At 65.1% G+C, this 13,040-nt stretch carries 16 protein-coding genes; 8 read left to right on the top strand and 8 right to left on the bottom strand.

The features are described from left to right. Window positions 1-5: 5 nt before the first annotated feature. Window positions 6-1,220, bottom strand: a complete 1,215-nt coding sequence (gene nosD / locus EP379_RS15500) for a nitrous oxide reductase family maturation protein NosD (RefSeq protein ID WP_127478637.1) — start codon at window positions 1,218-1,220, stop codon at window positions 6-8. A gap of 207 nt (window positions 1,221-1,427) precedes the next feature. On the opposite strand from nosD, the gene EP379_RS15495 reads away from it, so the two are divergent. Beyond that, a complete protein-coding gene (locus EP379_RS15495) occupies window positions 1,428-2,009 on the top strand; it encodes a hypothetical protein (RefSeq protein WP_127478636.1) in 582 nt (193 codons plus the stop codon). Between the two features lie 3 nt (window positions 2,010-2,012). On the opposite strand, the gene EP379_RS15490 is transcribed toward EP379_RS15495, so the two are convergent. Then, window positions 2,013-2,444, bottom strand: coding sequence for a DUF4426 domain-containing protein (locus EP379_RS15490; RefSeq protein ID WP_127478635.1), 432 nt, complete (start codon window positions 2,442-2,444; stop codon window positions 2,013-2,015). Between the two features lie 55 nt (window positions 2,445-2,499). Next, a complete protein-coding gene (gene msrB / locus EP379_RS15485; RefSeq protein WP_127478634.1) occupies window positions 2,500-2,895 on the bottom strand; it encodes a peptide-methionine (R)-S-oxide reductase MsrB in 396 nt (131 codons plus the stop codon). Window positions 2,896-2,999: 104 nt separating this feature from the next. Between msrB and EP379_RS15480 the strand changes: the two genes are divergently transcribed. Beyond that, window positions 3,000-5,087 carry a DUF342 domain-containing protein gene (locus tag EP379_RS15480; RefSeq protein WP_127478633.1) on the top strand — a complete coding sequence of 696 codons (2,088 nt, stop codon included), beginning with the start codon at window positions 3,000-3,002 and terminating at the stop codon, window positions 5,085-5,087. Between the two features lie 5 nt (window positions 5,088-5,092). Here the strand turns inward: EP379_RS15480 and EP379_RS15475 are convergent, their stop codons facing one another. After that, a complete protein-coding gene (locus EP379_RS15475) occupies window positions 5,093-5,854 on the bottom strand; it encodes an EAL domain-containing protein (protein ID WP_127478632.1) in 762 nt (253 codons plus the stop codon). Between the two features lie 113 nt (window positions 5,855-5,967). Next, window positions 5,968-6,621 (bottom strand): peroxiredoxin, encoded by a 654-nt coding sequence (locus EP379_RS15470; protein WP_127478631.1) that lies wholly within the window; start codon window positions 6,619-6,621, stop codon window positions 5,968-5,970. A 125-nt stretch (window positions 6,622-6,746) separates the two neighbouring features. Between EP379_RS15470 and oxyR the strand changes: the two genes are divergently transcribed. The 4 genes from oxyR to EP379_RS15450 all read left to right on the top strand — a co-directional run bounded on the left by oxyR (window position 6,747) and on the right by EP379_RS15450 (window position 9,879). Continuing rightward, complete coding sequence (gene oxyR / locus EP379_RS15465) at window positions 6,747-7,676, top strand: DNA-binding transcriptional regulator OxyR (RefSeq protein ID WP_127478630.1); 930 nt, start codon at window positions 6,747-6,749, stop codon at window positions 7,674-7,676. Between the two features lie 261 nt (window positions 7,677-7,937). Then, window positions 7,938-8,411, top strand: coding sequence for a rubrerythrin family protein (locus EP379_RS15460; protein ID WP_127478629.1), 474 nt, complete (start codon window positions 7,938-7,940; stop codon window positions 8,409-8,411). Between the two features lie 42 nt (window positions 8,412-8,453). Continuing rightward, window positions 8,454-8,618, top strand: a complete 165-nt coding sequence (gene rd, locus EP379_RS15455; RefSeq protein WP_127478628.1) for a rubredoxin — start codon at window positions 8,454-8,456, stop codon at window positions 8,616-8,618. A 127-nt stretch (window positions 8,619-8,745) separates the two neighbouring features. Further along, a complete protein-coding gene (locus tag EP379_RS15450) occupies window positions 8,746-9,879 on the top strand; it encodes an FAD-dependent oxidoreductase (protein ID WP_127478627.1) in 1,134 nt (377 codons plus the stop codon). Window positions 9,880-9,967: 88 nt separating this feature from the next. Here the strand turns inward: EP379_RS15450 and EP379_RS15445 are convergent, their stop codons facing one another. Then, the gene (locus EP379_RS15445) at window positions 9,968-10,357 is read right to left on the bottom strand and encodes a tetratricopeptide repeat protein (protein WP_127478626.1); all 390 of its coding nucleotides are present in this window, start codon (window positions 10,355-10,357) and stop codon (window positions 9,968-9,970) included. 65 nt (window positions 10,358-10,422) lie between these two features. Here EP379_RS15445 and EP379_RS15440 point away from each other — a divergent pair, with 65 nt between their 5' ends. Together EP379_RS15440 and EP379_RS15435 are read left to right on the top strand one after the other, a co-directional pair. Next, window positions 10,423-11,253: a metallophosphoesterase family protein gene (locus EP379_RS15440; RefSeq protein WP_127478625.1), complete on the top strand. Its 831-nt coding sequence runs from the start codon at window positions 10,423-10,425 to the stop codon at window positions 11,251-11,253. Window positions 11,254-11,325: 72 nt separating this feature from the next. Next, complete coding sequence (locus EP379_RS15435) at window positions 11,326-11,847, top strand: hypothetical protein (RefSeq protein ID WP_127478624.1); 522 nt, start codon at window positions 11,326-11,328, stop codon at window positions 11,845-11,847. Between the two features lie 4 nt (window positions 11,848-11,851). On the opposite strand, the gene EP379_RS15430 is transcribed toward EP379_RS15435, so the two are convergent. Beyond that, complete coding sequence (locus EP379_RS15430) at window positions 11,852-12,160, bottom strand: hypothetical protein (RefSeq protein WP_127478623.1); 309 nt, start codon at window positions 12,158-12,160, stop codon at window positions 11,852-11,854. Between the two features lie 292 nt (window positions 12,161-12,452). Beyond that, entirely contained in the window at window positions 12,453-12,914 is a 462-nt protein-coding gene (locus tag EP379_RS15425) for a Spy/CpxP family protein refolding chaperone (RefSeq protein ID WP_127478622.1), read from the bottom strand. Window positions 12,915-13,040 lie beyond the last annotated feature (126 nt).

Below are 13,040 nucleotides of genomic sequence, written 5' to 3'. Positions count from 1 at the left end.
GAGCGTCAGCGCACGCGCGGCGTCGGGTCGCGCAGCACCAGCGGGGGTTCGCTGAAGGGGGCGAGCTGTTCGATGAAGTCGATGAGTTCGAGCAGCGGCGCGCCGCGGAAGAAGCGGGTCATGGGACGGTCCATCCAGAGGCGATCGGAATAGAGATGGATTTCGTGCGGCTGATCGCCGATGCCGTCGCCGTCACGATCGAAGCCTTCGTACCTGTCCCAGTAGTTCTTGCTCCAGTGATTGTCGCGGGCACTGGTGGCGGCGGTGACGGCGATGTCCTGCAGGTTCTGCTCGAAACGGTTGCCCTGGATGGTGTGGCCGCCCTTCTCGCCGTAGAAATACATGGCGACGTCGTTGTAGGTGAAGCGGTTGCCCTTCAGCTCCAGCGTGTTCTCGGGATGGATCGGCGAGTTGGCGAGGATGCCGATGGCGCAGTGCAGGATGTCGTTGTCCTCGATCAGGATGCCGGAGCTTTCCTTGACCGCCAGCGCGGAGCCGGAGGCGCTGCGCAGGTGGCGCAGGCGGTTGCGGCGGATGGTGTTGTCGTCGGAGTAGACCAGCACGATGCCGGTGGTGTTGGCCTCGACGGTATTGTCCTCCAGCAGGTTGCCCGGCGCATAGACCAGCTGGATGCCGACGCCGCTGTGGCGCGTGTCGTTGCCGATGAGGCGGTTGTCGGGCGAGTTGATCAGGAAGATGTCGCGCACGTTGCGCAGGGTGTTGCCCTCGATGAGGTTGCCGCTGCTGTACCACAGGCGGATGCCGTCGCCGCGCATGTTGACGTCGAAGGGTTTGGAGCTGATGCGGTTGTGGCGCAGGGTATTGTCGCGCGCCTGACGCAGGTGGATGCCGAACAGGCTGTCATCGATGGTGTTGTCCTCGACGCGGTTGTTGTTGCCCTCGACCAGGATGCCGGCATCCACCGAGTCGTGGGCCTCGCCGGAGTTGGTCAGGCGCAGGCCGCGCACGGTGGCACCGTCGGTGATGACGCTGAGCACCGTACCGTGGCCGCCGCCGTCGATGGTGATGCGGCCCTCCCCTTCCAGGGTGATGGGGCGGCGGATCACCACCGGACCGGCATAGGTTCCCGGCGGTGGCCGCAGCACCCCGCCCGGCGGGGTGACGTCGACAAACATCTGCAACGGCGGCAGGCAGTGTCCGGGCGCTGCACTCAGCAGCCCGGCCAGCACTCCGGCCATGCGCCAGAACCGTTTCATCATCAGAGGCGGATCGTCCGGGAGAGGTCTGTTTACAGGGCAGGGAACGGTTTTGCCGCCTACTATATCTGCAAGGGCGTCGCTGCCGCCTTGATCAAGAGCAATGCCGCGGAGTGTGGCGCCGTGCCGTTCTGCGACTCCGCCGGCTGAGGTAGAATCGGCGCCGACGCAAACGGCCCTGCGGGGCCTGTGGAACCAAGGACTGTTCATATGCTGGTGAATATCGAGGAGATGTCGGCCGAGGAGCTGTTCGAACTGGCCAACAGGAAAAAGCAGGCGGAGCAAGAGGCCGCCAAACGTGCCGCGGCGCTGGCGCGCATCGGCGAGGTGCGCAAACGTCGTGAACAGCTGATGCGCGAGTTCGAGCAGGCCCTGGCCGCCAACGACAAGGAGATGCAGGCGTTGCAGAAGCAGCGCGAACAGCTCATCACCAAGCACCAGGCGGCCCTGGCGCTCATCGACAAGAATCTGGCGGAGCTGGAGCAGGATATCGCGGCTGGTGAGGCCCCCGCCCAGTCCGCCAAGGCCGTTGCCCCGGCCAAGGTCGAGCCGGCAGCCGAGAAACCGGCCCGTCGCGCCACCGACAAGGCGGAATCCGCCGATGATCTGGGCGACCTGATCATGGAGATCATGGCCGGCCGCCAGTCCATCAGCGAGAGTCTGCTCAAGGAGCAACTGCGCTCGCGCGGCCACAGCGGCACCGATCTGGGCAAGGTTCTGGAGCGGCTGGTGCGCGAGGGCCGGCTGGTCAACCGCGGCTACGGCAACTACGCCCCGGGGAAAAAGCGCTGATCCCTAACAGCGGAACATCTGCCGGCTGAACTCGAAGCGCTGTTCTTCGGCCGCCCCTCCGACACGCAGGCGTACGACAAACTTCAGCGGCTCCGCCGCGGCGGGGATGGCGAAGCCGCCCACGTAGTAGATGCTCCTGCCGTCCCTCACCTCCTGCATGGCGATGGTGTTGTGCTGCCCGACCAGGGTGACGGCACTCACCTGCACGTTCGCCGCTACCGCGCTGCCGTCATCCCTGCGCAGGGCGACGGTCAGTACGCCGTCGTTGCAGCCGCGCCGCAGCCGGTAGGTCTGCGCCACGCGCGCATCGAGCATGTTGGCGTTGAAGGCGTTGTAGTGCACGGTATAGCCGTTGAAGCGCTCGGCGTTGTCCGCCAGCGCGGGGACGGCGGCCCACAGCAGGGTCGCGCCCAGCAGCATGATGAGCTTGTGCATGATGAACCCTCCTTTGTCCGACTCCTGTTATCAACTATAGTCCACGCCGCCTTGCTCATTCCTCGGGGGTGAATTCCAGGGCCAGGGAGTTGATGCAGTAGCGTAGCCCGGTGGGTGGCGGGCCATCCTCGAAGACGTGGCCGAGGTGGCCTTCGCAACGCGCGCAGCGCACCTCCACCCGCACCATGCCGTGGCCGGTGTCAGTGCGGGTCTCCAAGGCGCCGTCGATGGGGGCCCAGAAGCTGGGCCAGCCGCTGCCGGAGTCGTATTTCTGCTCCGAGCGGAACAGCGGCGCGCCGCAGCCGGCGCAGCGGTACACGCCGGATTCCTGGTGATGGTACAGCGCGCCGCTGAAGGCCATTTCGGTGCCCGCCTGGCGCAGCACCCGATACTGGGCCGGCGTGAGCTGTGCCTGCCATTCCGCTTCACTCTTGCGTATCTTTTCGCTCATGACTCTGTCTCCGTGCTGTGTGCGCCAAGTTTAGGTCAAGGGCGCTGCGGGGGCATTTCTGTTATAAGACGCAGTAATCACAGGGGTTCCCGGGTGGAAGGCGCATGGAAAGCAAGGCATTGGAGGTGACGCGCGAGATCGGCGAGGTGGCCGAGCGCCTGCACCTGCTCACCGCGGTGCAGGTACAGGCGGCGCTGGCCGCGCGCGCCATGAAGCCGCTGGACGACGAGCACGACCCCGGCCTGGTGTTCGTGGAGGAGGGGCTGCTCAGCCGCGCCCAGCTCGACTACGTGGAGACGGTGCGCCGCTTCAAGTCGGTGCGCATCGCGGAGAAGCGCTTCGGTGACCTTGCCATCGCCCGCGGCTGGGCCACCTGGGAACAGGTCAACGCCGCCATGGAGGTGCAGAAGATCCTGTTCATGAAGGAGCACAAGGAGGTGATGATCGGCGAGATGCTGGTACGCCAACACGTCCTCACCGCCGACCAGCGCGACATCCTGCTCAAGGTGCAGCATCGCGCGCGGCAGGAGGCGGCTGCCGGCAAGGCCGCTGCACCGGTTGCAGCGGCCGCGCCCGCTGCGCAGGGAGAAATCGCCACAGCGGTCGAGGCGCCTGCCGCACCCCCCATCCCTGCCGCCGCGCGCAAACCGGCACCCGCCGGCAGTTATGCCATCAGCATTGCCCCCGATCATCTTACCGCCTATGTGACCCTGACCGAGGGGGTGTCGCGGCCGGGTGTCGAAGACCTGCGCCAGGCCCTGCATCTGGCCCATGTGGAATACGGTATCGATGAAGAGGCGCTGCAGCAGGCCTGCGACCCTGCGGCACCCACTGGCCAGCCCCTGCCGCTGGCCCATGGTCTGGCGCCGCGGCCGGGGCAGGATGCCAGCATCGAATATCTGTTTGATCTTCATCCGCTCAAGGCCGGCCGCGAGATCGACGATGCCATCGATTTCAAGGATCGCGGCGACATTCCGCAGGTGGAGGCCGGCGCCGTGCTGGCGCGCAAACAGCCGGCGGTGGACGGTGTGCCGGGCCGCGACGTACATGGCCGCGTGCTCAAGGTGGCGAAGGTGAAGGACGCGCGCCTGCAGGCCGGTAACGGTGCGCAGCTGACACCGGACCGTCTGGCGGTGCTCGCCCAGGTGGCCGGTCATCCGGTGCTGACCGCCTCGGGCGTGATCGCCGTGCATCCGGAGTACCGCATCGATGGCAATCTCGGCTACAACACCGGCCACGTGGATTTTGCCGGACGGGTCATCGTCAGCGGCACCGTGCAGCACGGCTTTCGTGTCAAGTGCGGCGAACTGGTGGCCAAGGAGATCGAGGGCGGCGAGGTGGAGGCCAGCGGCGACGTGATGGTGGCCGGCGGCGTGATTGGTGCGCGCATCCGCGCCGATGGTGTGGTGAAGGCCAAGTATCTGCACACTACCCATGTCGAAGCCATGGGGGACGTGTTGGTGCAGCGCGAGGTGGTGGAGTCGACCGTGGAAACCAGCGGCGTGTTTCACGGTGAGACCTGCACCCTGCTCGCCTCCACCGTGTCGGCCAAGGGCGGCGTGGTGGTGCAGGAGATCGGCTCGCCCTCCTCGCCGCCCTGTCACATCACTGTCGGTGTGGACGAGCGCGTGCTGCACCAGATCGAGCAATACGAGGCGGCGATTGCGGCACAGGAGCAGGCGCTGGCGGCGCTGGCCGAGGAGATAACGGCACGGCGCAAAGAGCGTGAGGAACTGGAACCGCGCATCGGCGCCCTGGCGCAGGTGCAGGACAAGATTCTGGTGCGCAGGCGCGAGCTGGAGCAGGCGGCAAGCGCCGGTGACGGTCAGGCAAAACACCTGCTGGAGATGCTGCATGAACAGGTGGCGAGCACCGAGCAGGAGCTTGATGCGCTGTTTGCCGCGCAGGACGCCGCCGCCGCCGCGTTGGCGGAGTTGCAGGAAAAACAAAATGCGGCACAGGAGGAGATGGTGCGCCTGCGTGCGGAGATTGTCCGCCTGCATGACTGGATGAGTGAAACGGCAGCCAAACCGGAACTCAAGGTACAAAAGATGACCTATCAGGGCACGGTGATCCGCGCGCCGCACAGCGAGGTGCGTCTCAGCGAGGACAAGAAACTGCTCTGGCTGGAGGAGCGCGAGGTTACCGGCGAGCAGGGCGATACCGGCTGGCAGCTGGTGCCCAAGGGCTGACACAGTCAGGCCGTCTTGACGGCGGCCAGCCCCTCGAATTGCGGCCGTGCAAAGTAATAGCCCTGAAACAGCGTGATGCCGAAATCGCGCAGCGGTTTCAGTTCCTCTGCGGTTTCGATTCCCTCGGCGATGACACGGATGCCGAGTTCCGCACATACCTGCGCGATACCGCGCACGATGGCCTGGCGCGGGCGGTTGCTGTCGATGCCGCGGATCAGCGCCATGTCCAGCTTGATGATGTCGGGCTGGAATTCCGCCAGCAGGTTGAGGCCGGAATAGCCGGCGCCGAAGTCGTCGATGGCGGTGAGAAAGCCGAGTCGCTTGTATTCGGTAAAGATGCCCAGCAGATGGGCGTGGTCGGTGATCTGCTCGCCTTCGGTGACCTCGAAGATGATGCGCGCGTGAGGGAAGCCATAGGTCTCCGCCGCCTCCAGCGTGGTGCGGATGCACAGCTCGGGACGGTACACCGCATTGGGCAGAAAATTGATGCTGAGGTGACTGGTGATACCGAGCTGCGCGGCCAGCTGCACCGACTTGACACGGCAGGCCTGATCGAAGCGGTAACGATTGGCATCGGTGATCCGCGCCAGCACGCTGCCGGCGCCCTCGCCATTCATTCCGCGCACCAGCGCCTCCTGCGCAAACACCGAGCCCGTCGCCACATCTACGATGGGCTGGAAGGCCATGGTGAAATCGAAGTCGAGCCCGGCGCCGTTGCGGCACTCGGTGCAGGAAAGTTTGCTGTAGCCGTGCAGAGGGGAGTCCATGGAGCAATACCGAGGTTCGTCCGGTTGAGCTGCATCGTAACAGTGTCGCAGCAAAAAAAGCGGCACGGGCGGACCGGGTTCCCGGTTCGCCCGTGCTGGTCAGAGACGTGGTATTACAGCGCCTTCTTGCAGAAGTACCAGTCGGTGCACTCGTAGCCGGCGGCCATGCGCTCCTCGGCCTCCTGCACGCTCTGCGGCGGCGGCACGATCACCTTGTCCCCGGGCTGCCAGCCTTCCGGCGTGGCCACCTTGTGGGCGTCGGAGGTCTGCAAGGCCTGCACCAGGCGCAGGAACTCCGGAATCGAGCGGCCGTTGCTCATCGGGTAGTACACCATGGCGCGCAGCATGCCATTGGGGTCGATGATGAAGGTGGCGCGCACGGCGGAGGTGTCGGAGGCCCCCGGCTGAATCATGCCGTAGGCGTTGGCCACCTTCATCGACAGGTCCTCAATGATCGGGAACGGGATGTCGATGCCGAACTTCTCCTTGATGTTGCGCACCCAGGCGACGTGGGCGTAGTGGCTGTCGATGGACAGGCCGAGCAGCTCGGTGTTCAGCTTCTGGAACTCGGGATACGCCCTGGCGAAGGCGGTGAACTCCGTGGTGCACACCGGGGTGAAGTCGGCCGGGTGGGAGAACAGCACCAGCCACTTGCCCTTGTAGTCGGCCAGCTTCTTCACGCCGTGGGTGGTCTTCGCCTCGAAGGCCGGGGCGGGTTCGTTGATGCGCGGCATGCCGCGGACAGCCTGTTCAGTATTCTCGGACATTGCAGTTTCCTCTCGGTTGGGTTGATTGCTTGGGGTGGATGCAGTATCAGCATTTGCTAATGGGTGTTGAAATCGTTTGTTTATATTGATTTGATAGGTGAAACCTATTTATTGGAGAGGCGGCGATGAACCTGCGTGACCTGGAATATCTGGTGGCCCTGGACGAGGAGCGGCATTTCCACCGCGCCGCCGAGCGCTGTTTCGTCAGCCAGCCGACCCTGAGCGGCCAGATCAAGAAACTGGAGGAATACCTCGGCGTGATGCTGGTGGAGCGTGGCCGCCAGGTGCGCATGACCGAGGCCGGCCGGCTGGTGGCGGCACAGGCGCGGCGCGTGCTCACCGAGGCACGCGGGGTGAAGGAGATCGCCACCACCTTCCGCGACCCCATGGCCGGTCGCCTGCAGCTGGGCGTGATCCCCACCATCGCTCCTTATCTGCTGCCGCTGTTCGTGCCGCGCCTGCACAAGCGTCACCCGCGCCTGCAGCTGTTTCTGCACGAACACCAGACCGCCGTGCTGTTGGACAAGCTGCGCAACGGTGACCTCGACCTGCTGCTGCTGGCCCTGCCGGTGGAGACCGACGAGTTCGAAGAGATCGATCTGTATCGGGAACCCTTCCTGCTCAGCGTGCCGGCCGGACATCCCGACCTCGCCGGTGTGAAGACGGCGGGGCTGGACCACCTGCATGGCCAGGAGGTGCTGCTGCTGGAGGAGGGCCACTGCCTGCGCGGCCAGGCGCTGGATGTCTGCCTGCTGGGCGGGGCGAGCGAATACAGCGGCTTCCGCGGCACCAGCCTGGAGACGGTGCGCCAGATGGTGGCGGAGGGCATCGGCATCACCCTGATGCCGCAACTGGCCCAGGGCAGGGAGAAGAGCATCCGCTACATCCCCTTCGCCGATCCGGTGCCGACGCGCCGCGTCGGCCTGCTCCACCGCAGCGGCAGCTACCGCACCGAGGCCTTTGCCGCCGTGGCGCAGGCGGTACGCGAGGCGGTGACGCCGGTGCTGGGCGAGCGCTGGATTGTGGACCAGTCGCAAGGCTCGGTCCGCAAATGAACGCAAATCGTTTCGTTGCCGCTATGGGACGATTTCGGTCCCCATGCAATCATTTATCCCATTTGCGTTCATTCGCGTTCATTTGCGGATCAAGCCTTTGATCTGCCGTGCCCGATGTCGTTGCGCTGTATCGGGTCTACGCTAATGGGTATTGACTATCAATTTTATAGCAACAAACGATTAGAGCTATTTGTCGCGTTTCCGTAACCTGCTCTCCGTGCCGCCGCCCAGCGGATTCAACCCACAGACGGAGAACCGGAAATGCAGCCCAAAGACATCAAGACCCTCGCCAACCTGGAAGCCGCGCTTGCCGGCGAATCCATGGCCCACATCAAGTACATGTACTTCGCCCGCATCTGCCGCGCCATGGGCGACGAAGAGAGCGCCCAGGTCTTCGAGGCCACCGCCGCGCAGGAAGTCCAGCACGCCTTCGGCCACATGGACCTGCTGTTCCCCAAGGCGACCCTGAACCCGGCGCGCTGCCTGGAGCTGGCCATCGAGGGCGAGACCTACGAGTACACCGAGATGTACCCGAGCTTCCGCCACACCGCGCTGGAAGAGCAGCAGTCCGACGCCGTGCGCGAATTCGACGAGCAGATCGCCGAGTCGCAGGAGCACGCCGAACAGTTCAAGGCGGTGCTGGAGAAGGCGGCCAAGCGCTTCGCCGCCCTGGCCAAGGTGGAAGAGCGCCACGCCAACCATTACCGCGAGGCCCTGGCGCGCGTGAACGCCTGAGCCCGATAACGAACCCGTATTCACTATTTCAGGAGAGACGACATGAAAAAGTATCAGTGCATCGTCTGCGGCTACATCTACGATGAAGCGGCCGGCGACCCGGCCGAAGGCATCGCCCCCGGCACCCGCTGGGAAGACATTCCGGAAGACTGGGAGTGTCCGGAGTGCGGCGTGGCCAAGGCCGACTTCGAGATGGTGGAGATCTGATGCGCCGTGATGTGGGAGCCCGATGGATCGGGCGACAGCGGTGCCGGACAGCCCGCGATCGCCCGGCGTAGCCGGGCTCCCACGACGGCACGCTGTAGACATAGCTGAATTGATACAGGAGAACGGCATGCACCCCATCGTCATCATCGGTACCGGCCTGGCCGGTTACACCCTGGCGCGGGAGCTGCGCAAGCTGGACAGCGTCACGCCGCTGGTCATGATCACGGCGGACGATGGCGGCTTCTATTCCAAGCCGATGCTGTCCAACGCGCTGCTGCGCGGCAAGACGCCGGCGGAGTTGGTGAGTGCTGATGCGGCCAAGATGGCCGCCGACCTCGATGCCGTGATCAAGGTGCGCACGCGTGTGGAAGCCATCGACACGACGGCGCACACCGTGACGGCCAATGGCGAGGTGATCGCCTACTCGCGCCTGGTGCTCGCCGTGGGCGCACGCCCGATCCGCCTGCCGCTGGAGGGCGATGGCGCGGTCGACGTGCTGACGGTGAACAGCCTGGATGACTACGCGCAGTTCCATGCGCAGTTGCCGGGCCCGCGGCGCGTGGCGGTGATCGGCCCCGGCCTCATCGGCTGCGAGTTCGCCAATGACCTCGCCGGTGCCGGGCATAAGGTCAGCATCATCGGCCCCGACCCGCATCCGCTCGGGCGACTGTTGCCGAGTGAGGCGGGCAACGCGGTGCGTAGCGCATTGAGTGCCATCGGTATTGGGTGGCATCTCGGCACCGTGGTGTCGCGCGTCGAGCGCAACGGCAGCGCCTATCGTCTGTTGCTGGCCGACGGCAGCGCGGTGGAGGCCGATGTGGTGCTGTCCGCCATCGGCCTGCAGGCAGACACACGCCTGGCGCAGCAGGCGGGACTCGCCGTCAATCGCGGCATCGTGGTGGATGTACAGCTGCGCGCCAGTGCAGCGGATGTGTACGCGCTGGGCGACTGCGCCGAGGTCAACGGCACGGTGCGGCCCTTCGTGCTGCCGCTGATGGAGCAGGCGCGCACCCTGGCGGCGGTGCTGGCGGGGCGTGAGGCGGCGGTGAACTATCCGCCCATGCCGGTGGCGGTGAAGACGCCGGCCTGTCCGGTGGTGGTGGCGCCGCCGGCGCCGGGTGCGCCGGGCGAATGGCGCGTGCAGGTGGATGCCGACGGTGTGCGGGCCGAGTTCGTCGACGGCGCGCAGCTGCGCGGCTTCGCCCTCACCGGCGCGGCGACGGCGGCCAAGCAGGCGCTGGTGAAGCAGTTGATGGCCTGATACCCTTTCGTAGGAGCGAATCGTATTCGCGATAGCGCACCCCGCTACGCCAAATCGCGGATACGATTCCTACCTTGATGCCTGAAAACTATTCGCAATCGCTGGACTTGTTGCTGGCCTCGGCGATCTTGCCGGCGAGGGCGAACCATTTCTTCGCCTCGGTCTCGTCCATCTTCACCCCAAGGCCGCTGACATACATCATGCCGAGGGTATTGGCCGCCTGCTGGTGGCCCTGCTCGGCGGCGCGTGTCAGCCACTTGACCGCCTCCGCGCCATCCTGCGCCACGTCGTTGCCGCCGCTGCTGTACAGGCTGCCGAGCAGGTACTGGGCGTCCATGTTGCCGTCGCGCGCCAGCGGGCGCAGCAGCAGCAGTGCGCGGCTGTGGTCGCCGGCATCCAGGGCCGCGGCGGCCTCGTCGATGGAGTCGGCCAGGGCCGGAGCGGCCAGGAGCAGCAACAGCAGGACGTAGCGTTTCATGGTGTTTGTTGTGGTTTTGTGTGGGGTGTTCAAGTCTACCCCAATCGGGTTAACGTCGCTGCACCATGAAGATTGCGGTCCTTTCCGACATCCACGGCAATGTCCCGGCGCTGGAGGCGGTGCTGGAGGATGTGACGCGCTGGCGGCCCGATGAGGTGATCGTCAACGGCGACCTCGTCAATCGCGGTCCCTACAGCCTGGTCTGCCTGCATCTGCTGCAACGTAGCTTTCCGGCCGTCCGCTTTCTGCGCGGCAACCACGAGGATTTCGTGCTGTCGTGCGAGGAAAAGGCCTACGACCCGGAGCATCCCCTGTTCGACCTGCGCCGCTTCGCCCACTGGACCCATGCCCAGCTCGGCGCCGCGGTGGCCGAGTTGCGCCGCTGGGACAACCACATCGATCTCACCGAACTGGACGGCGGCGCCCTGCACATCACCCATGGATCGCGTCTGGGCAGCCGCGACGGCATCTCGGCGCGCACGGCGGAGGCGGATCTGCCGGCCAAGCTGGGCGAGCGGCGCGACCTGTTCATCACCTCGCATACCCACAAGCCGCTGTGGCGCCTGTTCGACGGTACCCTGGTGGTCAACACCGGCTCGGTAGGGGCGCCCTTCGACGTGGACCACCGCGCCTGCTACGGTCGCTTTCTCTTCGACGGCCGCCGCTGGCAGGCCGAGGTGGTGCGCGTCGCGTATGATTACGCACAGACCGAACGCGACTTCGCTGCCAGCGGCTTTCTCGCCGCGGGCGGCCCGCTGACGCGGCTGATGCTGGAGGAGTTGCGCCACGCCCGCATGTTCGTCGGGCCGTGGATGCAGCAGTATCACGATGCGGTGAAGAACGGCGAGATCAGCGTGGCGCGTGCGGTGGAGGATTTCCTGGGTAATGCGTTGTAAGTCGTAATGCAGCAGGCGGCTGGGGTTGGCTTGTCGCCGCTGGTGTGCCACTGCCTACTGAGGAATCAAGACATGACAGCAGGAGCCGGTCAGAGCGCACAAAAAAAGCTCCACATATTCCTGGCGCGCGCCGTGGACCTGTCGGAAAAGATCCAGAACCGCATGCAGGAACATGCGATGCAGGAAGACATCGATGAACTTTATGCGCAGCGGCAAAAGCTGTTTGCCGACGCCGATTCGGATGTGGCGGCCTGGCTGAAGGTCGCGCGCCTGACCGCGGCGGACTCCTGGGCGCTCTACAAGGCCTTCCTGCTGGCCCTCGAGGACGAGCACATCGCACGGCAATACAAGGCGCAGGATCGGGCGCTCGGCATCGAGAATATCGAAACCATGCATGCCAATCCGTTTCTGTTGCAGGAGGATGGCGTGGACGACAAGGAGGTGATGGATCAGATGATCGAGAAGCGCCGCCTGGCACCGGGCGACGTGCTGCAGATGATGGCCAACTTCACCGCCGCGGAGCTGCTGGCGATGATGAAGTTGGCCAGAGGGGTCGTGGAAGGGAGTATCTGGGAGCGCAAGTACGACCTGTAGGCCATCAGGCCGCCAGGTCGCATACCTCGCGCTGTTCCACGTCGCGGAACTCGTTCAGCACCACGCGCTCCAGCAACCCGGCGTAGGTGGGTATCGCAGCCGGATCGACGGTGCAGCCGTCGAAGGTGTCGGCGATGAGTTCACGCAGGGCGGCAGCCCCCGCTGCGCCCATGTGCAGATCCTCCACCAGGCGCGCCTCGTCCACCACCTCATCCAGCTCGACCTGCAGCGCCTCGGCCACCACCGCCTTGAGCGCCATGCTCATCAGGTTTTTTACCGAATCCAGTTCGTCCTTACCTGCCTTGATGCACATGCTGAACCTCCTTGGTCGCCGTTGGTGAATAAGAATATTAGCGATTACAGATATTCAGTCATTGACCTCGATCAAGTAAATGCTGCGATTCGGCATAAGAGAAACTGACATTGATCATTTACTGGCCTCTGCTGAAGGGATTACCCAATTTTGAGGCAGTCCTGATGGCGCGAGGTCCCCCGTAGGGTCGGCCATGCCCGGGACTATGTCCAGCCCCGTTCCTACGCCACGGGAGGCGTGAAGGGCGAAAAAAAGCCGGGCCCGTGGGGCCCGGCGACGGGGGTGCGGAGGGTTACCAGCCGTGGCGCGGCTGGCCCATGCCGCCGAAACGCTGCTGGGCCTGTTCCCTGAACTGGGCGCGTTGTTCGGGGGTCAGGATCGCCTCAAGCCTCTGCTGCATCTCGGCACGGGCCACGATCATGTTGGCGATCTGGGCCGCCTGTTTTTCGGCCAGCTTGCGGATGGTGGCGGTATCGGCGCCCTTGTCCAGGGCAGTGCGCAGTTCATCGCGGGCGTCGCTCATGGCATCCATCTGCTTGCGCATGGCGTCGCGCTGTTCCTTGCGCAGCGTGTCGAGCTGGCTGCGCTGTGCGTCGGTCAGGTTGTCGATCTGCGGCATGCCGCGCAGCGACATCATGCCGCCGCGGTCGCAGCCGTCCATGCCGGGATGGCCGCCGAAGGCGAGGGCGGCGCCGCCGCCGAGCAGCAGGGAGCCGGCCAGTACGGTGACGAGAATTTTGTTGGTACGCTTCATGATGCTGTCTCCTTGGGTTATTGGTCTGCCTGCGATATCAGGGTGAGCAAACGATAGCCCCGCGCCGGTTGCAGTTGGGTGGAGACACGCAAGGGAGTGCAAAGAAGTGCAAAGGCAGGCGTGATG

Origin of the sequence: Sulfurivermis fontis (assembly GCF_004001245.1) — a bacterium.
GTDB lineage: Bacteria > Pseudomonadota > Gammaproteobacteria > Thiohalomonadales > Thiohalomonadaceae > Sulfurivermis > Sulfurivermis fontis.
This window is presented reverse-complemented; position numbering and strand designations above follow the sequence as displayed.